This window comes from Sphingopyxis sp. PAMC25046 (assembly GCF_004795895.1).
In the GTDB taxonomy this organism is placed as follows: Bacteria; Pseudomonadota; Alphaproteobacteria; order Sphingomonadales; family Sphingomonadaceae; genus Sphingopyxis.
The window spans coordinates 4,313,666-4,337,930 of record NZ_CP039250.1 but is presented as its reverse complement, the minus strand read 5'-3'; the positions used below and the strand labels follow the sequence as shown (position 1 = coordinate 4,337,930).

28 protein-coding genes are annotated in these 24,265 nt (G+C 65.6%); 11 read left to right on the top strand and 17 right to left on the bottom strand.

The window, feature by feature from the left end; genetic code table 11:
- Positions 1-23: 23 nt before the first annotated feature.
- On the bottom strand, positions 24-1,109 hold the full coding sequence (locus E5675_RS20510; protein WP_136176132.1) for an alkene reductase: 1,086 nt from the start codon (positions 1,107-1,109) through the stop codon (positions 24-26).
- Between the two features lie 194 nt (positions 1,110-1,303).
- Between E5675_RS20510 and E5675_RS20505 the strand changes: the two genes are divergently transcribed.
- The 5 genes from E5675_RS20505 to E5675_RS20485 are packed head-to-tail and all read left to right on the top strand — an operon-like array spanning position 1,304 to position 5,191.
- Positions 1,304-1,969, top strand: a complete 666-nt coding sequence (locus E5675_RS20505; RefSeq protein ID WP_136176131.1) for a COQ9 family protein — start codon at positions 1,304-1,306, stop codon at positions 1,967-1,969.
- Between the two features lie 53 nt (positions 1,970-2,022).
- Positions 2,023-2,271, top strand: coding sequence for a FeoA family protein (locus E5675_RS20500; protein WP_136176130.1), 249 nt, complete (start codon positions 2,023-2,025; stop codon positions 2,269-2,271).
- Positions 2,268-4,130 carry a ferrous iron transporter B gene (locus tag E5675_RS20495; RefSeq protein ID WP_136176129.1) on the top strand — a complete coding sequence of 621 codons (1,863 nt, stop codon included), beginning with the start codon at positions 2,268-2,270 and terminating at the stop codon, positions 4,128-4,130. The genes E5675_RS20500 and E5675_RS20495 overlap by 4 nt, the downstream gene beginning before the upstream one ends.
- Before the next feature lie 33 nt (positions 4,131-4,163).
- On the top strand, positions 4,164-4,709 hold the full coding sequence (gene ssb / locus E5675_RS20490; protein ID WP_136176128.1) for a single-stranded DNA-binding protein: 546 nt from the start codon (positions 4,164-4,166) through the stop codon (positions 4,707-4,709).
- A gap of 14 nt (positions 4,710-4,723) precedes the next feature.
- Positions 4,724-5,191, top strand: coding sequence for an MmcB family DNA repair protein (locus E5675_RS20485; RefSeq protein ID WP_136176127.1), 468 nt, complete (start codon positions 4,724-4,726; stop codon positions 5,189-5,191).
- Here E5675_RS20485 and E5675_RS20480 read toward each other — a convergent pair.
- The 6 genes from E5675_RS20480 to E5675_RS20455 form a co-directional block, all read right to left on the bottom strand.
- Positions 5,188-5,622 (bottom strand): GFA family protein, encoded by a 435-nt coding sequence (locus E5675_RS20480; protein WP_037556134.1) that lies wholly within the window; start codon positions 5,620-5,622, stop codon positions 5,188-5,190. The genes E5675_RS20485 and E5675_RS20480 overlap by 4 nt on opposite strands.
- Before the next feature lie 30 nt (positions 5,623-5,652).
- Entirely contained in the window at positions 5,653-6,267 is a 615-nt protein-coding gene (locus E5675_RS20475) for a riboflavin synthase (protein ID WP_136176126.1), read from the bottom strand.
- 7 nt (positions 6,268-6,274) lie between these two features.
- A complete protein-coding gene (gene ribD, locus E5675_RS20470) occupies positions 6,275-7,219 on the bottom strand; it encodes a bifunctional diaminohydroxyphosphoribosylaminopyrimidine deaminase/5-amino-6-(5-phosphoribosylamino)uracil reductase RibD (RefSeq protein ID WP_136176599.1) in 945 nt (314 codons plus the stop codon).
- Positions 7,220-7,253: 34 nt separating this feature from the next.
- On the bottom strand, positions 7,254-7,715 hold the full coding sequence (locus tag E5675_RS20465; protein WP_247594706.1) for a hypothetical protein: 462 nt from the start codon (positions 7,713-7,715) through the stop codon (positions 7,254-7,256).
- A 266-nt stretch (positions 7,716-7,981) separates the two neighbouring features.
- A complete protein-coding gene (locus E5675_RS20460) occupies positions 7,982-8,443 on the bottom strand; it encodes a thioesterase family protein (protein ID WP_136176124.1) in 462 nt (153 codons plus the stop codon).
- Between the two features lie 7 nt (positions 8,444-8,450).
- A complete protein-coding gene (locus tag E5675_RS20455) occupies positions 8,451-10,277 on the bottom strand; it encodes an aminopeptidase P family protein (RefSeq protein WP_136176123.1) in 1,827 nt (608 codons plus the stop codon).
- Between the two features lie 232 nt (positions 10,278-10,509).
- Between E5675_RS20455 and E5675_RS20450 the strand changes: the two genes are divergently transcribed.
- From E5675_RS20450 to E5675_RS20445, 3 genes are all read left to right on the top strand, one after another.
- Complete coding sequence (locus E5675_RS20450) at positions 10,510-12,525, top strand: S9 family peptidase (protein ID WP_247594906.1); 2,016 nt, start codon at positions 10,510-10,512, stop codon at positions 12,523-12,525.
- 89 nt (positions 12,526-12,614) lie between these two features.
- On the top strand, positions 12,615-13,076 hold the full coding sequence (locus E5675_RS21600; protein WP_168707947.1) for a helix-turn-helix domain-containing protein: 462 nt from the start codon (positions 12,615-12,617) through the stop codon (positions 13,074-13,076).
- Positions 13,073-14,056: a S41 family peptidase gene (locus E5675_RS20445; protein WP_168707946.1), complete on the top strand. Its 984-nt coding sequence runs from the start codon at positions 13,073-13,075 to the stop codon at positions 14,054-14,056. Before E5675_RS21600 ends, E5675_RS20445 begins: the two co-directional genes overlap by 4 nt.
- Here the strand turns inward: E5675_RS20445 and E5675_RS20440 are convergent.
- From E5675_RS20440 to E5675_RS20415, 6 genes are all read right to left on the bottom strand, one after another.
- On the bottom strand, positions 14,044-14,652 hold the full coding sequence (locus E5675_RS20440; protein ID WP_136176121.1) for an HAD family phosphatase: 609 nt from the start codon (positions 14,650-14,652) through the stop codon (positions 14,044-14,046). The two genes, E5675_RS20445 and E5675_RS20440, sit on opposite strands and share 13 nt — an antisense overlap.
- Positions 14,653-14,749: 97 nt before the next feature.
- Positions 14,750-14,875 (bottom strand): type B 50S ribosomal protein L36, encoded by a 126-nt coding sequence (ykgO, locus tag E5675_RS20435; protein WP_003046794.1) that lies wholly within the window; start codon positions 14,873-14,875, stop codon positions 14,750-14,752.
- Between the two features lie 171 nt (positions 14,876-15,046).
- Positions 15,047-16,501, bottom strand: a complete 1,455-nt coding sequence (gene rpoN / locus E5675_RS20430) for an RNA polymerase factor sigma-54 (RefSeq protein WP_136176120.1) — start codon at positions 16,499-16,501, stop codon at positions 15,047-15,049.
- Positions 16,502-16,515: 14 nt separating this feature from the next.
- Positions 16,516-17,331 carry an LPS export ABC transporter ATP-binding protein gene (gene lptB / locus E5675_RS20425; RefSeq protein WP_037556153.1) on the bottom strand — a complete coding sequence of 272 codons (816 nt, stop codon included), beginning with the start codon at positions 17,329-17,331 and terminating at the stop codon, positions 16,516-16,518.
- A gap of 112 nt (positions 17,332-17,443) precedes the next feature.
- Entirely contained in the window at positions 17,444-18,826 is a 1,383-nt protein-coding gene (locus E5675_RS20420) for a phosphomannomutase/phosphoglucomutase (RefSeq protein ID WP_136176119.1), read from the bottom strand.
- Positions 18,827-18,853: 27 nt separating this feature from the next.
- Positions 18,854-19,663, bottom strand: coding sequence for a division plane positioning ATPase MipZ (locus E5675_RS20415; RefSeq protein WP_136176118.1), 810 nt, complete (start codon positions 19,661-19,663; stop codon positions 18,854-18,856).
- An 86-nt stretch (positions 19,664-19,749) separates the two neighbouring features.
- On the opposite strand from E5675_RS20415, the gene panC reads away from it, so the two are divergent.
- Both panC and E5675_RS20405 read left to right on the top strand, forming a co-directional pair.
- A complete protein-coding gene (gene panC, locus E5675_RS20410; RefSeq protein ID WP_136176117.1) occupies positions 19,750-20,589 on the top strand; it encodes a pantoate--beta-alanine ligase in 840 nt (279 codons plus the stop codon).
- Between the two features lie 141 nt (positions 20,590-20,730).
- Positions 20,731-21,045, top strand: coding sequence for a sel1 repeat family protein (locus E5675_RS20405; RefSeq protein WP_136176116.1), 315 nt, complete (start codon positions 20,731-20,733; stop codon positions 21,043-21,045).
- Here E5675_RS20405 and E5675_RS20400 read toward each other — a convergent pair.
- Genes E5675_RS20400 through E5675_RS20385 form a run of 4 tightly spaced genes read right to left on the bottom strand, consistent with a single transcriptional unit; the run spans position 21,042 to position 23,583 of the window.
- Positions 21,042-22,193, bottom strand: a complete 1,152-nt coding sequence (locus E5675_RS20400) for a GNAT family N-acetyltransferase (protein ID WP_136176115.1) — start codon at positions 22,191-22,193, stop codon at positions 21,042-21,044. The two genes, E5675_RS20405 and E5675_RS20400, sit on opposite strands and share 4 nt — an antisense overlap.
- Positions 22,194-22,201: 8 nt before the next feature.
- On the bottom strand, positions 22,202-22,666 hold the full coding sequence (locus E5675_RS20395; protein ID WP_136176114.1) for a RidA family protein: 465 nt from the start codon (positions 22,664-22,666) through the stop codon (positions 22,202-22,204).
- Between the two features lie 15 nt (positions 22,667-22,681).
- Positions 22,682-23,323 (bottom strand): HAD family hydrolase, encoded by a 642-nt coding sequence (locus E5675_RS20390; RefSeq protein WP_136176113.1) that lies wholly within the window; start codon positions 23,321-23,323, stop codon positions 22,682-22,684.
- Positions 23,320-23,583 carry a DUF3572 family protein gene (locus E5675_RS20385; RefSeq protein ID WP_136176112.1) on the bottom strand — a complete coding sequence of 88 codons (264 nt, stop codon included), beginning with the start codon at positions 23,581-23,583 and terminating at the stop codon, positions 23,320-23,322. The genes E5675_RS20390 and E5675_RS20385 overlap by 4 nt, the downstream gene beginning before the upstream one ends.
- Before the next feature lie 87 nt (positions 23,584-23,670).
- On the opposite strand from E5675_RS20385, the gene E5675_RS20380 reads away from it, so the two are divergent.
- Positions 23,671-24,033: a response regulator gene (locus tag E5675_RS20380; RefSeq protein WP_136176111.1), complete on the top strand. Its 363-nt coding sequence runs from the start codon at positions 23,671-23,673 to the stop codon at positions 24,031-24,033.
- Positions 24,034-24,265 lie beyond the last annotated feature (232 nt).

Here is a 24,265-nt window from a genome sequence, read left to right as displayed (position 1 = left end):
CGGCCGCCCGGATCATCGGCCTGTTACGCCGGCTGCAGCGCCGGATAGTCGGTGTAGCCTTCGGGGCCCGGCGAATACCAGGTCTGCGGATTGTCGGCCGCCCAGTCGGCGCCGCTCTGGATCCGCTCGACCAGATCGGGGTTGCCGATGAAAGGCCGGCCGAAGGCGATCGCGTCGGCGGTGCCGCTGGCGAGCGCCTGTTCGGCGAGCGCGACATCATAATCGCTGTTGAGGATCAGCGGGCGCTTGAAAGCCGCCCGGATCGAAGGCGACTGTTTCGGCACATCGGTACGCCCGAAGGTGCCGTCGGGGCCGGGTTCGCGCAATTCGAGGAAGGCGATGCCGAGCGCGTCCAGCGCCGCGGCGGCGATCGGAAACAGCTTTTCGGGCGCGCTGTCGTCGACGCCCTGCGTATCGCCATTGGGCGACAGGCGCACGCCGACGCGGTCGGCGCCCCAGATCGAAATCAGCGCTTCGGTGACTTCGCGGAGCAGGCGGATGCGGTTTTCGACCGGGCCGCCATAATCATCGTCGCGCAGGTTCGACCCGTCGCGCAGGAACTGGTCGATCAGATAGCCGTTGGCGCCGTGCAACTGCACGCCGTCAAACCCGGCGCGCTTCGCATTTTCGGCCGCCTTGGCGTAGTCGGCGATGACGCGCGGTATTTCGCCAAGCTCAAGCGGGCGCGCAACTTCATATTCCCGGCGGCCGACCGGCGTGTGCGCCTTGCCCGGCGCCTGCGTCGCCGACGCGGAGACGGGCGGCTTGCCGTCGTTGAACACCGAATGGACGACGCGCCCCATGTGCCAGAGCTGCGCGACGATCCGCCCGCCGGCTTCGTGAACGGCGTCGGTCACCGGCTTCCAGCCTTCGACCTGCGCATCGGTCCAGAGACCAGGCGCGCTCGGCCAGCCGAGCCCTTCCTGCGAAATGCCCGTGGCTTCGGAAATGATGAGCCCCGCCGAGGCGCGCTGGCGATAATATTCGCGCGCGAGCTCGTTGGGCACGAAACCCGGTCCGGCGCGGCCGCGGGTCAGCGGCGCCATGATGATGCGATTCGGCGCGTCGATAGCGCCCAGCTGGATCGGATCGAACAGTGATACGGCCATATTTCCTCCACATTCACTTTCTTTGCGGGCCGGCCCCATCGGCCGCCGCCTTGGCCCGCGAAGCTATGGATGCAGCAGGGCCGACACAATGGTGGGTAGCAAAAGAAAATCTAAATGACAGCGAAGAAGGCGCGCGTCGACATCGTTATGTCCGCGCGGTTGCCGAACCGCGCGGCGCGGCCTATCTGACGCTCATGGCCTCCATCTTGCCCGCCGACCCGACCCTCGACGAGATTCGCGCCGCGCTCGCGCCGTTGATTGCCGCCTCGGCGGCGTTCGACGGGTTCGGCGATGCCGCGCTGGCGGACGCGGCGGCGCGCGTCGGCGTCGATCCCGATGTTGCGCGGCTCGCCTTTCCCGGCGGCGCGCGCGACATGGTCGACGCGTGGTTCGCCGACATCGATGCCGAAATGGAACGGCGCTGGCCCGCCGAAAAGCTTGCGACGCTCAAGATTCGCCAGCGGATCACGACACTCGTCGAAACGCGCATTGAACTGCTTGACCCCTACCGCGAATCGCTCCGCCGCGCGCTCGCGCTGCTCGCGCTACCGACCAATGCACCGCACGCCGCGAAGCTCGGCTGGCGCGCTGCAGATCATATGTGGCGCCTCGCGGGCGATACCGCGACCGACTATAATCATTACAGCAAGCGCGCGATCCTCGGCGCGGTCTATGGATCGACGATGGCGGTGTTCCTGAACGACGAGAGCGAGGATTTCGCCGATACGCGCGCTTTCCTCGCGCGCCGCATCGATCAGGTGATGCGTTTCGAAAGCTGGAAGCACCGCCGCGCCGCGCGCAGCGGCGAACGGCCGAGCCTCGCGCGTTTCGTCGGGCGGCTGCGTTATCCGGGGCGCTGATCGCCCAAGATAAGGGCTGGCGCTCGCCGAGTGTTATTGATAATCGCTCGCAAATGACTGCTTTGCTCGACAAGTCGCCGCTCGGCGTGATGGTGCGGATCGCCCGTATCGACTGGAATGCCATGTCCGACGACGAGGGCCGGCGCCTGCGCGAATTCGGCCTGATGGAAGGGTGCGAAGTCACCCCGCACCACCGTGGCAGCATCTTTTCGCGCGATCCGCTCGCGCTGACCGTCGGCCGCATGAAGGTGATCATCCGCGCCAGACAAGCCGCCGCGATCGAAGTGGAGCCCGCGGCATGACCGGCGCGATTCCCTCGATAGCGCTCGTCGGCAATCCCAACGCCGGCAAATCGAGCCTGTTCAACGCGCTGACCGGCGCGCGGCAGAAGATCGCCAACTATCCCGGCGTCACCGTCGAGCGGAAGGCGGGGCACGCCAGCTTCGCCGACGGCCGCCCGCTGTCGCTGATCGACCTGCCCGGCACCTACAGCCTGACGCCCGCGAGCCTCGACGAAGCGGTGACGCGCGACGTCGTGCTCGGCCGTCAGGCGGGCGAGACGCGCCCCGACGCGCTGATCGTCGTGCTCGACGCCGCGAACCTCGACAATCATCTGAGCTTCGCGATCGAGCTGCTGGCGCTCGGTCTGCCGACCGTCGTCGCGCTCAACATGGTCGATCTCGCGGCCCGCGACGGGCTGACGCTCGACGCCGAGCGGCTGTCGAGGGAACTCGGGGTCCCCGTCGTGCCGACAGTAGCGGTGCGCAAGCGCGGACTCACCGAACTGCTCGCCGCGATCGACAGCGCGATCCAGTCGCATTCGTCGCGCGGCCCCGCCGCACCCTCCGAAACGAACGACGCCGCGCTCCACCAGCGCGCCCGCGCGCTCGCGAAGGCCGCGATCGTCAGCGAAACCCCGGTGCGCCGCTGGACGCAGCGCGTCGACAATATCGTGCTGCATCCGGTCGCCGGGATGATCATCCTGCTCGCGCTGATGTTCGTGATGTTTCAGGCGGTTTACGCCTGGGCCGCGCCGCCCGCCGACGCACTCGAAGGCCTCGTCGGCACGATACAGGCGTGGGTGGTCGACAATATTCCGCAGAATTTCCTGCGCGACCTCGTCGTCGAGGGCCTGCTCGCGGGCGTCGGCGCGGTCGTCGTCTTCCTGCCGCAGATCCTGATCCTCTTCCTCTTCATCCTGCTTCTGGAAGCCTCGGGCTATATGACGCGCGCCGCCTTCCTGATGGACGGGCTGATGGGCAAGGTCGGGCTGTCGGGGCGCGGCTTCATCCCGCTGCTCTCCAGCTTCGCCTGCGCCGTCCCGGGCATCATGGCGACGCGCGCGATCCCCGACGAAAAGGACCGGTTGACGACGATATTGATCGCGCCCTTGATGACCTGTTCCGCGCGGCTGCCCGTCTATGCGCTGATCATCGCCGCCTTCATCCCGAACCGCGGCGTCGGCGGCACCGGCATCGGGCTGCAGGGGCTTGTGCTCTTCGGCCTCTATCTCGCGGGCATCGTCGGCGCGCTCGTTGTCGCCTTTGCACTCCGCCGCACGGTCGCCAAGGGCGCGGGCGCGGGCTTCATGATGGAAATGCCACGCTACCAGATGCCGCAGCTGCGCGACGTCCTGCTCGGCCTGTGGCAGCGCGCGTGGATATTCCTGCGCCGCGCCGGCACGATCATCGCGATGACCACGGTCGTGCTGTGGCTGCTTCTGACCTTTCCGCAGGCGCCCGAAGGCGAAAGCCAGGTGGAATATAGCGTCGCGGGGCGCATCGCGAGCGGGCTCGAGGTCGTCGTCGCGCCGATCGGTTTCAACCACGACATCGCGCTTGCGCTGATCCCCGCGATGGCGGCGCGCGAAGTCGCCGTATCGGCGATGGCGACGGCGAACGCGATCGACGCGGGCGACGACGAGGAAGCGATGGCCGAAACGCTTGGCGAACGGCTGCAGGGCAAATGGAGCCTCGCGACCGCGCTCGCCTTCCTTGCCTGGTTCGTCTTCGCGCCGCAGTGTATTTCGACGATCGCGATCACCCGGCGCGAGACTAATGGGTGGAAATGGCCGATGTTCATGGTTGGCTATTTGTTCCTGCTCGCCTATGCCGCTGCTGGTATCACTTACTGGACAGCCGTCGCCTTTGGCCTAGGCTGATCCTCCCAACTTTTGAGCGGAGCGGAGCGGCGGATGGCTGGCAGCGTCAACAAGGTAATTCTCATCGGCAATCTCGGCGCCGATCCCGAAATCAAGTCGTTCCAGAACGGCGGCAAGATCGCCAATATCCGCATCGCGACCAGCGAACAGTGGAAGGACCGCATGTCGGGCGAGCGCAAGGAGCGCACCGAATGGCATAATGTCGTCGTCAACGGCGACGGGCTGGTCGGGGTGGTCGAACGGTACCTCAAAAAGGGCTCGAAGGTTTATATCGAAGGCTCGCTGCGCACCCGCAAATGGCAGGACCGCGACGGTAACGACCGCTACACGACCGAAATCGTGATCGCGGGCATGGGCGGCACGCTGACCATGCTCGACGGCGCGCCGGGTGGCGGCGGCGGATCGCGCGGCGGCGGCGACTGGGGCGGCGGTTCGTCGAGCGGCGGCGGCTGGGACCAGGGCAGCGGCGGCTCCTCCGGCGGCGGCGGCTCGGGCGGCGGCTGGAACCAGGGCGGCGGCAGCTCGGGCGGCGGACGCCCGCCGTTCGACGACGACCTGGACGACGACGTTCCGTTCTGAGGACCGGCTGAACGATGAGCGACCTGCTGACCGCCGCCGATGTCGCGCGCGGCGTGTGCCGGCTGTTTGCGCAAGCGGGGCTGGTCGCGATTCCCGAGGTCACCTTGCCCAACGGGCGGCGCACCGATCTCACCGCGATCGACGCCAAGGGCCAGATCACGATCGTCGAGATCAAGGTCAGCCGCGCCGACCTGCACGGCGACGGCAAATGGCCCGACTATTGCGACTGGTGCGACCGCTTCTATTGGGCGCTCGCCTCGGGGCTCGACCCGGCGATCCTCGAAACCCCCGATTATCGTCCCGAAAGCTCGGGGCTGATTATCGCCGACCGCTATGGCGCGGCGGTGGTGCGCGAAGCCGCAAGCTGCAACCTCGCCCCCGCGCGGCGCAAGGCGGAACTGCTGCGGATCGGACGGCTCGCGATGCGGCGGTCTATGGTCGCGGCCGACCCTGAACTGGCGGCGGGTTGGGGAGAGGGTTAGCCTCGGTCGATCCGTGCCGAATCAAAGCCCGCTTCATATTGCGGCGCGGAATCGGCGATGCAAACCCAGGGCGCCTTCGACCCGACGAAAATATGAGCCGCATAACCGCGGAAGCCCGGATCGTCGTCGAGCAGGCCCGCCGGTACAAAGAAAAACTTGCCGTTCGCGTCGCTTAGCGGCGCTGGACTGCCGCATCGCCGGCAGAAATGCGATGCCCAGCCCCCGCCGTCGGGGACGGCGAAACGTTCGATCAAATCCTCGCCCGCCAGCCAGCGGAAACTGGCGGCCGGCGCATAGAAGACGGCATTGCCGTCCGTCCCCGATACCTTGCGGCATTTGGAACAATGGCATTGGCCGGCGGCGCCGAATTTTCCGTCGATTTCGAAACGGATATCGCCGCACAGGCAGGAACCGCGTATCGCCGTTGCCATCGCCGACCTCCTTCCCCGTTTGCGGTGCCCTTATCCCCGCGCCTGCATGCGGGCGAGGTAGCGCGCGAGGATATCGATCTCGAGATTGACCGGACGCCCCGCCGCCGCCTCGTTCAGCGTCGTCATCTCCTGCGTATGCGGGATGATGTTGAGCGTGAAATGCGCCTCGCCGTCCGGCTGGTCGGTCACTTCGTTGACCGTCAGCGACACGCCGTCGACGGTGATCGATCCCTTGGGCGCGATATGCGGTGCGAGCGACGCGGGCGCGGCGACGGTCATGGTGACGCTGTCGCCGACCGGCTCGACCGACACGATGCGGCCGATGTCGTCGACATGGCCCGTGACGATATGCCCGCCAAGCTCGTCGCCGATCTTCAGCGCGCGTTCGAGGTTGAGGCGGCGCCCCCGATCCCACATCCCCGGTGCGGTGCGCGCGAGCGTTTCGCCGCTCGCGTCGATCGCGAACCAGTGGCCCTCGGCATCGGCGCCCTTGTCGACGACCGTCAGGCACGCGCCCGAACAGGCGATCGAGGCGCCGAGGTCGACCGCGCTGGTGTCGTAAGCGGTGCCGATGACGAGCCGCGTGTCGCCGCGGTCTTCGCGGCTGCGGATGGTGCCGATGTCGGTGATGATGCCGGTGAACATATAGCCCTCAAATTGTCCTGATGCGCTCGTAGACGTCGAGCCGGTCGCTGCCAAGCATCCGGATGTCGATCTGACGCCAGCGGCCGTGGGCTTCGGCAAGGTCGGTCAGGCCGATGTCGCCGAGCGCGGACCTGCCGCCGCCGATCAGGATCGGCGCGCGATAGAGTAAAAGCCGGTCGACGCGGTCGGCGGCGAGAAAGGCCGACGCCGCGCCGGCGCCGCCCTCGACGAGCAGTGAATCGACGCCGTCGATCGATTCGGGCGCGGCGACGGCGGTCCAGCCCTCGGGCGCGGTGCCGCTGGTCAGGAGCAGCTTCTTCGGGCTGCGGCCTTCGAGCCCCGGCAGGCGCACGTCGAGCTTGGGCGTATCGGCGTCGAGCGTCCCGCGCCCGACTAGGATTGCTTCATGGCTCGCGCGTTCGAGATGCCCGTGCGAACGCGCGCGCGCGCCGGTGATCCAGCGGCTCGACCCGTCGGCCATCGCGATACAGCCGTCGAGCGACGTCGCGAGCTTCAGCGTCACGAAGGGCCGGCCCAGGGCCTGCCGCGTCCACCAGGGCGCCATCGCGGCGCGCGCGTCGGCGGGAAGGACGTTGAAGACCACTTCGATCCCCGCATCCTGCAGCCGCTCTATGCCCTTGCCGTCGGTGCGCGGGTCGGGATCCTGCGCAGCGATCACGACCCGCGCGACGCCCGCGGCGATCAGCGCATCGCTGCACGCGGGCCCGCGCGGGCTCGCGTGGGCGCAGGGTTCGAGGGTGACATAGGCGGTCGCGCCGCGCACCGCAGCGCCCGCCGCAGCGAGCGCCATCGCTTCGGCATGCGGGCGGCCGCCGGGCTGCGTCCAGCCGCGCGCGACGACGCGCCCGTCCTTGACGATCAGACAGCCGACATTAGGGTTGGGTGCGGCGGCCGGTCGGCCGCGCCGCGACAGCGCGATGGCAACCGCCATCCAGTCGGCGTCGGCGGTCGCTCGGCGCATCCGGTCAGTCGGCGGCTTTGGGCGGTGCGCCGCGCGCCGCGCGCTCGGCGAGCGTCGAGCGCGTCTGTGCGGGCGCCGGCTTTTTCTTCGCCGCCGCGGCCGCTTCCTCGCCCAGCGTCTCGCGCGTCACCTTGTCGGCTTCGCTCGAATCATATTCGATGCCGAGGCTGTCGGCGAAGCGCTGATATTCGGCGCGCTTCTTCGCATTTTGCAGCGTCGTTTCCTTGGCGCGCGCGACCCAGTCGGCGCGAATCTCGTCGGCGCTGCGCGTCGCTTTCCAATTTTCGAAATAGATGATCTGCGCTTTCGGCTTCTCATAGGGGATCAGATATTGTTCGATCCCGTTGAAGACGAGCCAGGTCAGCGCGAGCGCGACGCCCCAGATCGCCCAGCGGTGCGGGCGCGGTTCGCGGATATAGGACCAGAAATCGGACAGGCCGCCGCCCACGTCGACTTTGTTGAACATTCCCATCGGTGCAATTTAGGCGATCTTGCGGCGATTTGCGAGAGGAAGCGGCGCGGCGCGTCGATTGCATCGGATGGCGGTCGGAAAAGCCGACGATTGCAAAAAATGCAATTACGGATGCTTTTTTCGCAGTTGCAACATTCATTGTGCACTGCAATATCACACTTGCCTTTTAGGCATCCTCTCCCAAAACTTTCACGGGCCGCCCTTGGGCGGCCCTTTTTTTCGACTTTTTTGGTTGAGAGGGTCGATTCGGCTCGTTCGAATCAGCCCTGCGTCGGAGTCCGCGCTTCGAATCGCCGCACTTCCGCAATGAAACTGCCCGGCAAGGGTGTCGGCTGACCGCTATCGGTGTCGAGATGGGCATAGCTGATCTCGATGTCGGTAAGCCGTTCATTATCGCGAAAAATCCCGCAATGAAGCGTGAAGTTCGTCCGGCCGAAACGACTGATTCGCGCGGCGATCGTGATCAGCTCGTCGAGCCGCGCGGGCGCATGATAGTCGATCTCGCAGTGCGTCTCGCGAATGTCTGTGCCATATTGGTTAAAATAGGGGCCGGGCTGACCTTCGCCGAGGGCGCGGAAATATTCGGTCACCCCGATGTCGGCATAAACCAGATAATTGGCGTTGAAGACGATATTCTGTCCGTCGATCTCGTTGAAGCGCACGCGGACGCGCTCCTGGACGCGGAAATCGTCGAGCGGCACGGCGCTGCGAGCGTCGGTCATGCGTGCCTCAGGCTGCGAGTGCGGCGGGGCTGCGGTCGAGCGGCGCGCACGCAGCTTCGAGCCATTCGCGCTCCTCGCCCGCCATGCCCGCGCCAAGCTTCGCCAGCACCTCGGCATGATAGGCGTCGAGCCATTCGGCCTCCGCCGCCGAGAGCAGCGACACATCGACCAGATTTTGCGCGATCGGCGCAAAGGTGATCGTCTCGAACCCCAGCATATCCTCTTCGGCGCCGTCGATGCGGACCGGCGTGACGACGACGAGATTCTCGATGCGGATCCCGAAAGCACCCGCCTTGTAATAGCCGGGCTCGTTCGACAGGATCATGCCGGCGTGCAGCGGTTCCTCGGTTCCCGCCTGACCGCCCGCAGGCTTGGCGATGCGCTGTGGCCCTTCGTGCACCGCGAGATAGGATCCGACGCCGTGCCCGGTCCCATGCGCATAATCGACCCCGTCGGCCCACAGATATTGGCGCGCCAATATGTCGAGCTGGCTGCCACGCGTTCCCTTGGGAAAGCGCGCGGTCGCGAGCGCGATATGCCCCTTCAGCACCTGCGTGAAGCGACGGCGCATCTCGGCGGTGGGTGTGCCGATCGCGATCGTGCGCGTGATATCGGTCGTACCGTCAGCATATTGGCCGCCCGAATCGACGAGGTAGAGCGTCCCGGTCTCGATCGCGCGGTTGGTCGTTTCGTCGACCTTGTAATGCGGCAGCGCGCCGTTGGGACCGGCGGCCGAGATCGTGTCGAACGACAGATCCTTGAGCGCGCCGCTTTCGTCTCGAAATTCGCGCAGCTTCGCCGCCGCGCCGAGTTCGTCGAGACCGCCCTGCGGCGCTGCCGCTTCCATCCATTTGAGGAAACGCGACACCGCGACGCCGTCGCGGACGTGCGCGGCGCGCGTGCCGTCCAGTTCGGTCGCATTCTTGATCGCCTTGGGCAGCACCGCGGGGTCGCGGTGACGCGCGATCTTCGCGCCGGCTCCGTCGAGCGCGGTGAAGATCGCCGCGACCGCGCGGTCGGGATCGACCGCCACCTTCTTGCCCGAAAGATCGGCGAGCGCGGCCTCGAATGCGTCGCGGTCGTGGATGCGGACGCTGTTGCCGAGATGTGCGCGCACCGCGTCGGTGAGCTTTTCAGGGGCGATGAACAGGTCGGCGGTCGCATCGGCGTGGAGCAGCGCAAAGGCGAGGCCCACCGGCGTGTGGCTGACGTCTTCTCCGCGAAGGTTAAAGGTCCATGCGATCGAATCGAGCGCGGTCATCACCGTCGTGTCGAGCCCCTTCGCCTTCAACCAGTCGGCGATGATCTCGCGCTTCTCGACCGCACCCTGCCCCGCGAGCGCGGCATCGTGAACGGTCACCACCGCATCGCTCGGCGCCGGCTGGTCGTCCCACGCCGCGTCGATCGGGTTCGCGTCCACCGCGACGAGGCTCGCGCCCTTCGCCGCCAGCGCCTTTTCCAGCCCCCGCGCCCAGTCGATGCCGTGCAGCCACGGGTCGTAACCGACCTTCTGCCCCGCGCTGACGTTCGCGCCGAGCCATTCGGCGACGCTCGACTGCGGCACGCCGACATAGTCGAACAGCGACCCGTCGACCTGATCGCGGACCTGCACCGTATAGCGCCCGTCGACGAACACCGCCGCCTTTTCGGGCAGCACCGCCGCGGTCCCGGCCGATCCGCCGAAGCCGGTGAGCCACGCCATGCGCTGCGCATAGTCGCCGACATATTCGCTCATATGCTCGTCGCTGATCGGCACGACGAAGCCTTCGAGGCCGCGGGCGGCGAGTTCGGCACGGACACGCGCGAGGCGTTCTGCATGGATGGCGCTGGACATCAGACGTTCCTTATTCCTACATCGCAAGCGATCCCGCCCCATCGGGGCGACACCGCGGGGGATTTTCGTGATGCGCGCTATTTGGATGTTTCTGGCGGCAATTGCCACCCCGCTTGTCGCATCGCCGCCCCTGCTTGCCCCCCCGCTTTTCGCCAAAGAGAAAGACGCCGCATTGACCAGCCCGACCCCTGCCCTGCCCGCCGCCCCCGTCGCGGAAAGGCGCCCGCACGAAATGACGCTGCACGGCAAGACGCTGTCCGATCCGTACCACTGGCTGAAGGACGAGAGCTATCCGGTGATCGATGACAAGGACGTGCTCGACTATGTGAAAGCCGAAAACGCCTATTTCGACGCTGCGATGAAGCCGCACGCGGCGCTCGTCGAAACTTTGTTTCAGGAGATGAAGGGCAGGATCAAGGAAGCGGATTCGTCGGTGCCGCAGAAGGACGGCGACTGGGTCTATTGGGTCGAATATGAAGAGGGCGCCGAATATAAGAAATGGTATCGGCGGCCCGTCGCGGGAGGCGAGCCGGTCCTGATCCTCGACGAGGTCGCGATGGCCGCGGGCAAAGATTATTTCCGTCTCGCCGAGGTGTCGGTGAGCCCGAACGGCAAGCTGATGGCCTATTCGTTCGACGACAATGGCTCCGAACGCTTCGAGGCGCGCATCCGCAACCTCGAGACGGGCGAGCTGCTTCCCGACACCATCCCCGGCACGCTATCGTCGCTCGTCTGGACGTCGGGTAACGACGCGATCCTCTACGGTCTCGCGAACGAGAATTGGCGCACCGACAACGTCCGGCTCCACAAACTCGGCACGCCGATCACGCAAGACAAATTGCTCTACAAGGAGGCCGACATCGGCTTCGGCGTCGGGATCGGCAAGACCGCCGCCGACAATTATATCGTCGTCGCGACGGGCGATAACGAGACGAGCGAGGTCTATCTGCTCCCCGCCGACAATCCCGAGGCGGAGATGCGGCTCGTCTCGGCGCGCAAAAAGGGCCGCGAGTATAGCGTCGATGAACGCGAGGGCACGCTCTACATCCACACCAACGACGAGCATCCCAATTTCCGCGTCGCGACCGCGAGCGTTGCGAAGCCCGGCGAATGGAAGACGCTGATCCCCGGATCGGACGACAATTACATCACCGGCCTTTCGGTTTTCCGCGACTATTTCGTGCTCGAATCGCGCGAGAAGGGCGTCGATCAGGTCGATATTCGCACATATGACGCGCCGCTCACCCCGGGCCGGATCAAATTTCCCGAGGCGACCTATGTCGCGGGGCTCGGCGACAATCCCGAATATCATCAGGAAAAGCTGCGGCTCGACTATGAATCGATGGTCACCCCCGACACGGTGTTCGATTACGACCTCGCCAAACGAGAACTCGAAACGCTGAAGGTACAGGAGATTCCTTCCGGTTATAATCAAGACGATTATATAACCGAATTGGTAAACATGCCCTCCCGTGACGGCACGCCGGTTCCGGTGTCACTCGTCTATAAACGGGGCACGCCGCGCGACGGCAGTGCGCCGATGCATCTCTATGTCTATGGCTCATACGGCTACCGCGTCCCGCCGGGCTTCTCGACAACGCGCCTCAGCCTCGTCGACCGCGGCATGATCTACGCCATCGCGCATGTCCGCGGCGGCGACGACCTCGGCCGCGCCTGGTATCTCGCGGGCAAGACCGACCAGCGCAAGAATACGTTCAACGATTTCGTCGACGTCGCCAAAGGGCTGATCGCAGCCAAATATACGAGCGCGGGCAAGATTTCGATCGAAGGCCGCTCGGCGGGCGGACAGGTGATGGGGGCGGTCTATAATCAGGCGCCCGAGCTGTGGGGCGCGGTGCTCGCGGGCGTTCCCTTCGTCGACGTGATCAATACCATGGTCGACGAGACGCTGCCGCTGACCCCCGGCGAATGGCCCGAATGGGGCAATCCGATCACCGACAAGGCGGCGTTCGACTATATGCTGAGCTACAGCCCCTACGACAATGTGACGGCAAAGGCTTATCCGCCGATGCTGGTGTCGGCAGGGCTCAACGACCCGCGCGTGACCTATTGGGAGCCGGCCAAATGGGTCGCGAAGCTCCGCGCGACGCGGACCAATGATTCGACTTTGTTGCTGCGCACCAACATGGGCGCGGGCCACGCCGGCAAGTCGGGCCGCTGGGGCGCGCTGCGCGAGGATGCCGAGGAGTTCGCTTTCGTGCTGACGCAGCTCGGGGTCGAGAAATAATCGCGATAGTCCGTATCGACTAAACCACCAGCCGTGCAGCCCATTTCAAGGGTTGCCTTGAAGAGGGCAATATATATAAGCCCTTATATATGGACTATCGGTCAGGCCTTGGAACACGTCTGCGGTTGCTGGTGGCCGCGCTCGACGACGCGGTCGAGCAGGCTTATCGCGACGCGGGCCTCGATTTCCGGCCGCGCTTCTACCCCTATTTTCGGTTGCTCATGGCGCGCGAGTCGGCATCGGTCGGCGAATGCGTCGCCGCGCTTGGCTTCACCCAGCCCGCCGCCACCCAGACGCTGCAGACGATGGTTCGCGAAGGCCTGATCGAACCGGTTCCGGGTCGCGACCGGCGCGAACGGCGTTTTTCCCTCACCGTCGGCGCGCGCGCGATTATACCCGATCTCGAAGCGATCTGGGCCGCGACCGCCGGTGCCGCGCGCGCGCTCGACGCGGCGCTGCCGCAACCTCTGGGCGCGACCGTCGATGCCGCCCTCGAACAACTCGAACGCCAGTCGTTTGGCGACCTTATCAGGAAGGAGCGCTTGCCATGATACGAGCCCTGCTTTTGCTGGCGTTCGCTTGCTTCGCGCTGCCCGCCGCGGCGCAACCGATCAGCGCTGCTGACCGGGGGCAAACGATTGACGAAATCGCTCATTTGCTCGCGACGCGCTATGTCGACGCCGACAAGGGGAAGCGGATAGCCGCCGAGTTGCATCGGGCGAAGAGGCAATGGAGGGATGTCGCCGACGGCCTCGCCTTCGCCAAAGCGCTGACGGGCTGGCTACGGCAGGTTTCGGGCGACGGGCATTTCGCGGTCGATTACAGCGCCAGCCCGATCCCCGCCGACGGCGGCGACAAGACCTTTCTCGACGCGGAGATCGAGCGTTATTATGGCGCACACGTCAATCACGGCGTGCAGAAAATCGAACGTCTCGACGGCAATATCATGCTGATCGACCTCCGCGTTTTCCCGCCCCCGGCGCTTGGCGGCGACGTCATTGCCGCGATGATGACCGTTGCGGCACAAGGCGACGCGCTGATCATCGATCTGCGCAACAATGGCGGCGGCATGGAAACGGTCGACACGATCGTCAGCCAGCTCGTTCCCACGGGGTCGCCGCTCAGCGGCAGTTTCGACCGTCCGAGCGGCAAGACGACGCCCCATGTCTCGCCTGCGCCGTCCGAAGGGCGCCGGTTCGGCGAGACGAAGCCGCTCTATATCCTGACCAGCAAGCGCACCTTCTCGGCCGCCGAGGCGCTCGCTTACGACCTTCAGGCCCTGAAACGCGCGACGATAGTCGGCGAAGTCACGGGGGGCGGCGCCAACCCGTTCGAATATCGCCGCGTGCACCCGCATTTCGCCCTGAGCCTGCCCGAGAAACGGTCGGTCAACCCGATCACCGGAACCAACTGGCAGGATGTCGGGGTCAGGCCCGACGTCGCGGTCCCCGCCGACCGGGCGCTCGAAACCGCGCTATCGCTCGCGAAGGAAGCACTCGCCAGAACGCCCGGCGGTAGTCAGGACAAATAGCCCCGCGTGACGAGGTCGCGCTCCAACTCCATCGCGCCGCGAAAATGATGCCCCGCGATGCCGGCCGATTCGGCGCCCGCGACATTGGCGGCATTGTCGTCGATGAAGATCGCGCCCGCGGGGTCGATACCGAAGCGCTCGATCGCGAGCGCGTAAATTACAGGATCGGGCTTCATCAGCTTTTCGGTGCCCGACACGATGATGTCGCGGAAACGGTCGAACACCGGCTGGGTCGGACGGAAGCCTTCCCAGAACTCATGCCCGAAATTGGTGATCGCGAACAGCGGAACACCCGCAGCATCGAGCCGCTCGACCAGGTCGAGGCTGCCCGGCACCGGACCGGGGATCGTTTCGTTGAAGCGCGTTGCATAGGCGTCGATCAGTGCAACATGCGCCGGAAACTCGGCTTTCAGCTCGGGAACCATCTCGGCGAGCGGGCGGCCGGCGTCGTGCTGGAAATGCCACTCGGGCGTGACGACGTTGGTGACGAACCACTCGAGCTCGTCCTTCTCGGCGATCAACTTTGCGAAGAGAAAGCGCAGGTCCCAGTCGAACAGGACGCGGCCGACGTCGAAGATAACGCTCTGGCGAATCATGGGCACTCCAGACACGTGAAAGCGCCGCCGGAAGCATCCGACGGCGTCACGCTAACTCGCAATTGCGCGCGGGGCGGCAAACGCCCCGGCAGGGACATCAGCCCTGGCGCGCCTTGAAGCGGCGGTTGGTCTTGTTGATCACATAGGTGCGCCCACGGCGGCGGATCACGCGGTTATCCCGGTGGCGGTCCTTCAGCGACTTCAGGCTGTTGCGAATCTTCATCGTTCTGTTCCGTAAATCTTGGCGTTGTTACGCGAAGCGGCGCAACTATGGGGAAGCGGGCAAAAAGTCAACCGCCGCCTGACGAGAAAACGTCGCCCCCGCGAAGGCGGGGGCCGCTGGCAGCCTAGGGCAAGGTCGATGACGGCCCCCGCCTTCGCGGGGGCGATGGAATTACCCTGCCAAAGCCTTCTGCCGCCGTCTTTGCACCGACGAGCCATAGCCCATCGCCTCGCGATATTTGACGACGGTGCGCCGCGCGATGTCGTGCCCCTCGGCCGACAGTTTCTGCGCGATCGTCTCGTCGGAGAGGATCGCCCTCGCATCCTCGCCTTCTATCATCGCCCGGATCCGGCTCTTCACCGCCTCGGCCGATACCGCACCGTCGCCCCCGGTCGCGGCGATTCCGCTCGAGAAGAAATATTTGAGTTCGAAGAGGCCGCGCGCACAGCTCAGATATTTGTTGCTGGTGACGCGGCTGACGGTCGATTCGTGCATGCCGATCGCCTCGGCGACCTGACGCAGCGTCAGCGGGCGCATATGCGCGACACCGTTCAGGAAAAAACCTTCCTGCTGCTTCACGATCTCGCTCGCAACCTTGACGATCGTGCGCTGACGCTGGTCGAGCGCGCGCACGAGCCAGTTGGCGCCCGCGAGCTGCTCGGACAGCCACGCCTTGCTCTTCGCCGCCGCGCCCTGCGCGAGTTCGGTGTAATAGCGGCGGTTGACGAGCAGGCGGGGCAGGGTGCCATTGTTGATCTCGACCGCCCAACCCTTCGCGGTCTGGCGAATATAGAGGTCGGGGACGACCGCGGGCGCACCCTCGCCGCCGAATTTGAGGCCGGGACGCGGATCATAGCCGCGCAGCTCGCGAATCATGTCGGCGAGATCCTCGTCATCGACCCCGCAGATGCGCTTCAATTGCGGGAAAGCGCCCTTGGCGACCAGATCGAGATGCGCGATCATCGTCGCCATCGCGGGGTCGTAGCGGTCGGCCTCGCGCGCCTGAATCGCGATACATTCGGCGAGGTCGCGCGCGCCGACGCCCGACGGGTCGAAGCACTGGATGCCCGCCAGCACCGTTTCGACCAGCGCCAGCGGAACGCCGAGCTGCGCGGCAAGCTCGGCAAGGTCGGCGCGCAGATATCCCGCCTCGTCGATCAGCGCGACCAGCTGCCCTGCGACGATCGCCTCGATTCCGCCGAACCGCTCGCCGACCTGCGCGAGCAGATAGTCGTGGAGCGTCCCCTCATGCTCGGCGAAACTGTCGAAATCGATATCCTCGCCGCTGCCCGAAAGCCCGACATTGTCGCTCGCGCTGTCGTGGTGGAAGCTTTCGGCCAGGTCGACGTCGAGGTCGTTCGCGCTTCCGTCATCGGCCGACAGCGCCCGATCCGCCTCAAGCGACGCGGCTTCCGCGACGGGCGCTTCACCAGCGGGCTCGTCGCCGCCGGCGCCCTCGCTGTCGGCCGACGCCGTATCGAGCAGCGGATTGCCCTCGAGCGCCTCGGCCAGATAGGCTTCGAGTTCGAGGTTCGACAGCGCCAGCAGCTTGATCGCCTGCTGCAGCTGCGGCGTCATCACCAGCGATTGCGACTGGCGGAGATCGAGACGCGGACCGAGCGCCATCGGCGGCTAGTCGATCACAGGGAAAAACCCTCGCCGAGGTAGAGGCGACGCACCTCGGGGTCGGCGACGAGTTCGGCCGGAGAACCGGCAAGCAGCACCTTGCCGTCGTAGATGATGCAGGCGCGGTCGACGAGGTCGAGCGTTTCGCGCACATTATGGTCGGTGATCAGCACGCCGATGCCGCGCGTCTTGAGGTCCGCGACGAGGTCGCGGATATCGCTGATCGACAAGGGATCGATACCCGCGAACGGTTCGTCGAGCAGGATGATCGAGGGGTTGGCGGCGAGCGCGCGCGCGATTTCGGCGCGCCGGCGTTCGCCGCCCGACAGCGCCATCGCGGCGGCATCGCGCAGCCGCGTGAGGCCGAATTCGTCGAGCAGCTCCTCGAGCCGGCGCTCGCGCGCGATCTTGTCGGGCTCGGCGAGTTCGAGCACCGCCTCGATATTCTGCGCGACCGTCATACCGCGAAAAATCGAGGTTTCCTGCGGCAGATAACCGAGGCCGAGGATCGAGCGTCGGTACATCGGCAACGCGGTGATGTCGGCGCCGTCGAGCATAATGCGCCCGGCGTCGGGCTTCACCAGCCCCATGATCGAATAGAAGCAGGTCGTCTTGCCAGCGCCGTTGGGGCCGAGCAAACCGACAACCTCGCCCTTGCCGACCGACAGCGAGACGTCCGACAGCACGACGCGCTTGTCATAGCTTTTGGCGATCGAGATGACCGCAAGACCGTTGCCCGCCGCCGCATCCTCGCGGACGTGCGCGCGATGCTCGGTGACGCCATGATCGCCCTCGGAAAGCGTTGCCACGGTGGATTCGTCGTCGGTCATAGGTCGGTCGGTTCCGTTTCTAGCTCCCGTGCGGCGTTACCCCAGCGACGCGGCCAAGGTCAATCTGGCAAGATTTTTGCAAGACAACCAAGGGCGGCATCGTCGGCGGCGCTCAATGCGCCGCCTGCGGCCCCCGCACGATCCCCGACAAGGCGAGCTGCTCGTCGATCGCGGCGAGCAGGCGCGCGAGCGCCGCCTCGTCCTTCGCCTCGGCGCGCGCGACGAGCACGTCCTGCGTGTTCGAGGCGCGAAGCAGCCACCAGCCATCGTCGGTCAGCACGCGCGCGCCGTCGGTGCGGTCGACCTTCGCCCCCGATTCGGCGAGCCGGTTCAGAACTTCGTCCACAATGGCGAACTTGCGGCTCTCGTCGACCTGGAAGCGCATTTCGGGCGTGTTGACCATCGGCGCCATATCGCCGCGCAGGGCGGTTACGCTCTGCCCGAGCTTGGTCGCCGCCTCGATCAGCCGTACCGCGGCATAGGGCGCGTCATCATAACCATAATAGCGGTCGGCAAAGAAGATATGCCCGCTCATCTCGCCTGCCAGCGGGCTCGTGGTTTCCTTCATCTTTGCTTTGATCAGGCTGTGACCGGTCTTCCACATCAAAGGTTCACCGCCGAGCTCGGCAACACGGTCGAACAGCGCCTGGCTCGCCTTCACGTCGGCGATGACCGTTGCGCCGGGCAAATCCTTCAGCACCGCAGCGGCATAGATTTGCAGCAGCTGGTCGCCCCAGATCACCCGGCCCTCGCCGTCGATCGCGCCGATGCGGTCGCCGTCTCCATCGAAAGCGACGCCGAAATCGAGACTCTTCTCGGCGACGAGCTTCCTGAGATCGGCGAGATTCTTTTCCTCGGTCGGGTCGGGATGGTGGTTCGGAAAATGGCCGTCGATGTCGGTAAACAGCAGGTGATGCTCGCCGGGAAGGCGCGCGGTCAGCTTCTCGATCACGGTGCCAGCGGCGCCGTTGCCGGCGTCCCAACCGATGCGGAAGGCGCCGCCCGCGAAACCTTCGACCAGCCGGTCGACATAGGCGTCGACGATGTCGATGCTCTCAGACGTGCCTTCGCCCGCATCCCAGTCGCCCGCGGCGGCCATTTCGCCGATGGCCAAAATGTCGGCGCCAAAGAAGGGACGCCCCTGAAACACCATCTTGAAACCATTATAGTCGGGGGGGTTGTGGCTGCCGGTTATCTGTATGCCGCCGTCCACATCTTCGGTTGAAGCGGCATAATAGAGCATTGGCGTGGGCCCGAGCCCGACGTTGAGCGCATCGACGCCCGCGGCGTTGATCCCGGCGATCAGCGCGTCGGCGAGCATCGGGGACGAGAGGCGTCCGTCATAGCCGACCGCGATGCGCTTGCCGCCTGCGCGGCGAATCAGCGTCGCGAAGCTGCGCCCGATGGCATAGGCGTCCTTGTCGGACAGCGTGTCGCCAACGACGCCGCGAATGTCATATTCGCGCAGCATCGTCGGGTGGAAATTGTGCGTCATCTTTGATCCTCTTGGGGAGAGAAAGGGTCAGGCGGCGGCGAACAGATCCCCATCCGGATGGAATCGCTCGCGCGCCGGGAGGTTCAGTCCGCCCATCGCCTCGCGGAGTTCCTGCCGCGCGACGACGTGGCCGATTCCCATGCCGCCGAGATGCGCCTTGTCGAGCAGGGTGAGGCCAGCCGGGAAAAGCTCGCGATAGATGACGCGCTCGCCGAGCCCGGGGATGACGCGAAACCCGACGCGGCGCGACAGCTGGGTCAGCGCCTCGCCGACGCGGCGCATATTGTGCGCGTCGACATGCTGGAGGCGGTTGCGCAAGATGATCCAGTCGATCGTCCGCCCGTCGCTCTTCGCGCGCGCCTTGCGCGTGTCCCAGATGAGTTCGGAATAAAAGCTCGGCCGGGTGACCTGGAAGGTCTCGGGATCGACCTGTCCGATCAGGTCGAAATCGATGAAACTGTCGTTGATTGGCGTGACGAGCGTATCGGCGCTCGTCGCAAGGTGGCGCGCGAAGACGTCGTCGCGCCCCGGCGTGTCGGCGATCAGATAATCGACATCGACGCTCAGCCGCGCGACCTGCTCGTCGAGTTCTTCGATCGTCGATCCGGTGAACACCTCGAAGCGCGGGGTCGGCAGCGCGATGTCGCGGCGCTTTGCGGTATTCTCGCGATTTTCGAGATAGCGGTGGAAGGTGCGCTGGCGCGGGTCGAGGTCGATGCCCGCGACGCGCCACCCCTGGCTCGCCAATGCGACCGCGAAATGCACGGCGCAGGTCGATTTGCCCGTCCCGCCCTTTTCGTTGGCAAAGATGATGCGGTGCGGTGCGGGCGTCGTCATGAGCGTTGCGATTTTCCTGTTGGCACGGCATGGGCGGCCGTCGCGCGAAGTGATATAGTCGCGCCAATATCGGAGGGCGACGAACCGTGCAAATCATCCGTGACATCGCGATGCTGCACCGTGCCGTTACGGCACTGAAACAGGGAGGCAAGAGCGTCGCGCTCGTGCCGACCATGGGTTCGCTGCACGACGGACATCTCTCGCTCGTCCGCATGGGCCGGCGCGTCGCCGACCACGCCATCGTCTCGATCTTCGTCAATCCGACCCAATTCGGCCCGAACGAGGATTTCGACGCCTATCCGCGGGACGAAGCGCGCGACGCCGCGCTGCTGGTCGAGGAGGGGACGAGCCTGCTCTGGGCGCCTGACGTCGCGACCATGTATCCCGGCGGGCACAGCACGCATATCGAGGTCGCCGAACTTGGCGCCGATTATTGCGGCGCCGCGCGGCCCGGCCATTTCGACGGCGTCGCGACCGTCGTCGCCAAATTGTTCAACCAGGTCCGCCCCGACGTCGCGATCTTCGGCGAAAAGGACTGGCAACAGCTTGCGATCATCCGCCGCATGGCGCGCGACCTCGATTTCGGCATCGACATTTTGGGTGCGCCGATCGCGCGCGACGCCGACGGTCTCGCGATGTCGTCGCGCAACGTCTATCTCTCGGATGCGCAGCGCGCGGCGGCGCCCGCCTTTCCCGCCGCACTGAACGCCGCGGCGCAGGCGATCGCGGGCGGCGCCGACGTCGCCGAGACGCTCGCCAAGGCCGAGGCGGCGATCGTCGGAGGCGGTTTCGAAAGCGTCGATTATGTCGCGCTCGCCGACGCTGACAGCCTCGAAAGATTGAGCGTTTTCCGCAAGCCCGCACGCCTGCTCGCCGCCGCGCGTATCGGAAAAACACGGCTCATCGACAATCTTCCGGTGGGCTGATCGGCGCGGAAGCCTGAGGATTTCTAGGAAATTTGGACGATACCCACAAAAAACGACATCGTCGTTAACGCTTTGTTGACCATAAACCGCAAATTTGGGGCCCGAGGTCTCCATGTGGGGTGGAGGCATAAGGGGGTTATCATGGCGAACAGTCTGAAGTCTGCCCAATATCTGATCGAGAGCCGCTTGCTCGACGCAGCGCGCGGCGATGCGGGCGCCTATTTCGACCTCGGTATCGCGTTTTCGACCGGCTCGGGCGGGGTCGATGTCGACCTGATCCAGGCGCATAAATGGTTCAACCTCGCCGCGCTTGGCGGCAATGTCGAAGGCCAGCAATGCCGCGCAGACGTGTCGAGCGAAATGTCGCGCGATGAAATCGCCGAGGCACAGCGCCAGGCGCGCGCCTGGCTCGACGAGACGGCGCGCCGTCCCGCCGCCCGGCGGTTCGCGGCCTAATCCTTCCGCTTGAAGGGCATTTGCCCTTCAAGCCATTCCATCTCGGCCGCTTCGGCCTGTCTTTCCTGTTCGAGATACTCGGCGACTGCTCGGCGAAAGCCCGGATCGGCGATGAAGTGCGCCGACCAGGTCGCGACGGGGCCATAGCCGCGCGCGAGTTTATGCCCGCCCTGCGCGCCCGCCTCGACCCGCGCGAGCCCGCGTTCGATCGCAATGTCGATCGCGCGATAATAACATAGCTCGAAATGCAGATAGGGTATCTCGGCGAGACATCCCCAATAGCGGCCATAGAGCGTATCGGCGCCAAGGAAGTGCAGTGCTCCCGCGACCGGCCGCTCGTCGCCGTCATAGGCGATAAGCAGGATGATCCGATCGGCCATCCGCTCGCCGATCAGGTCGAACGCTTCGCGCGTCAGATAGGGACGCCCCCATTTGCGCGCGCCAGTGTCCTGATAGAAGAGCCACATCGCATCCCAATGCTCGGCGCGGATCGCATCGCCGGTCAGTTCCTCGACGCGCAGTCCCTCGACCGCGCGCGTTCGTTCCTTGCGCAGCTGCTTGCGCTTCTGCGAGTTCAGCGTGGCGAGGAAATCGTCGAAGCTGGCATAGTCCGCGTTCGCAAAATGGAACTGGATGTCGCGGCGGACGAGCCAGCCGGCCTCCTCGAACAACGGCATCTGTTCGGGGGCGACGAAGGTCGCGTGCGCCGACGACAATTGATTCTGCCGCACCACCGCCTCGGCGGCGCGGAGCAGCAGCAAGGCGTCGCTCTTGTCCTTGGCGAGCAGGCGCGGGCCCGGCACCGGCGTGAAGGGCGCCGCGATCTGCAGCTTGGGATAATAATCGCCGCCCGCGCGCGTCCATGCGTCGGCCCAGGCATGGTCGAACACATATTCGCCCTGGCTGTGCGATTTGAGGTAGGCCGGCGCCGCGGCGACGAGCGCGCCGGCCGCATCCCCGACGAGCAAGGGCGCGGGCTGCCAGCCGGTGCCCGGCCCGACGCTGCCCGATTGTTCGAGCAGCGACAGGAAGGCGTGGCCGACAAATGGATTGCCGCCACCCGCCAGAGCGTCCCACGCCGCCGCGTCGATCGCGGCAACGCCGGTTCCGAGCGAAATCGTCCGGGCGGGCGGGTCGGCTTCGGCCACCTTGTGCCTTAGGCGGGCTTCACCGCGACGATCGCGTCGGCTTCGACCGCCGCGCCGAGCGGCAGCACCGCGACGCCGACCGCGGCGCGCGCGTGGCGGCCCGCTTCGCCGAACAGCGTTTCGAACAGCTCCGATGCGCCGTTGGCGACCTTCGCTTGATCGGTGAAGCTTGGCGCGCTGTTGACGAAGACGCCGAGCTTGACGACACGCTCGACGCGCGACCAGTCGCCACCCAAGGCCTGCCCGATCTGCGCGACGAGCATCAGCGCGACGCGCTGCGCCGCATCCTGCCCGCCTGCAACATCCATATCGTCGCCGAGCCGGCCGGTGACGACCTGTCCGTCGCGGAAGGGCAGCTGGCCGCTGACATAGAGCATGCCGCCCTGCTCGACGACGGGCACATAGGCGGCAACCGGCGCGGCGGGCTTGGGGAGTTCGAGGCCGAGTTCGGCGATCTTGGCGGCGATATTCATGGGGGTGGTTCCTTCTTAAACCGGCTCGGCGGCCGGGGCGGGGGTGTTTTCGGCGAGGCGCGCCAATATCCAGCCCTGCGCCTCTTTCCAATCGTCGATCCGCGCATGGGCATGTTTTGCCGGCCCGATCTTGCCGGCGATCGCCGGCTCGCCGATCAGGTGCAGCCGCCACACGTCGGGCGCCTCTTGCGCGACCGACTGGTGATGGCCGGCCAGATCGTCGATGAACACCGCAACCGAGGGTCGATATTGCTCGATCAGGCGGCGCACCGGCTCGCCCTTGCCGCCGCGGCTGCCGATCACCGGCGCACGGAAATCATGGAGCGCGAGCTGGTCGATCCGCGCCTGCTGATGCTCGGGACCGACATTGGTCAGGACGACGATATCTGCCTCGGCGCCGATCGCTGCCATTGCCGCGAGCGCGCCGGGTATCGGATATTGCCGCGTCATTTCGGTGCGGAAAAAGCCGTCGAGCAGCGGCCATACCTCGGCCGCCTCCAATGGCGTGCCGCATTCCTTGCGCTTCAGCGCATTGGCGAAGCTCGCATCCTCGATGCGAAAGATGACGCCATGTTCGGCGTCGACCCATTCGGCGAAGGGCACGACCATGTGCATCAGCACCTCGTCGCAATCGGTGATGACGAGCGGGCGGTTCATGCGGGGGTTCCTTCGAGTCTTTGCGCCGCCGCGGCGATGCTGGCGGGTGGCACCTGCATCGCATCTGCGCAGGCGACAAGGTCGTTTTCGTGGGCGGTGAGGAAAGCGAGGATCGCCGCGAGCGTCGCCTGCTCGCCCAGCGAGGTGCGCAATTCGTCGGGCGCGAGGCCAGTCAGCGCGAGCAGCCGTTCGGCGCGCGGTTCGTCGCTCAAAATCCAGCCGAGCGCATGAAGCGCCAGCGCCGCATCATCTTCCAGCAAGCCCGATCCCTTCGTCGTGATGCAATTGTGTCATGCGGCCGATTCGCCTAAACGGGCCGCGCACGCAAGGTGGGGAACGGAACGCACATGGGCAAGACCATCCTGGTCGTCGAGGATAATGAACTCAACCTCCGCCTCTTCTGCGACCTGCTCAATGCCCATGGCTACAGCGCGCATCCGGTGCGCGACGGACGCGACGCGCTGGCGAAGGCGCGCGAAATTACTCCCGACCTGATCATCATGGATATCCAGCTGCCGCACGTCAGCGGGCTCGATCTTATCGGACAGATGAAGGCCGATCTGACGCTGCGCGCGGTGCCGATCATGGCGGTCACCGCCTATGCAGGGAAGGGCGACGAGGAGCAGATCAAGGCGGCGGGGGCCGAGGCCTATGTCTCGAAACCGATCTCGGTGATCAAGTTCATCGAAAGCGTCGGGGCGTTCGCTTAGGACCGGTTTCGACCGATTGCGGACGTTCCGTGATTGTGTAGGATCACGAGATGGCCGAGTATCCATCATATCAATCCGTTCCCTCGGTGATGCCAGAACGCGGGCTATTCGTATTTTGGATTTTATCGTCATTGATCTCGATCGGGATTTTCGGCGTGTTGGCAATCCGGCATCCAGACGCGAGGGAAGCGGTCATTGAGGGAGCGGCAGCCGTGCTAATTTTCTGCTCACT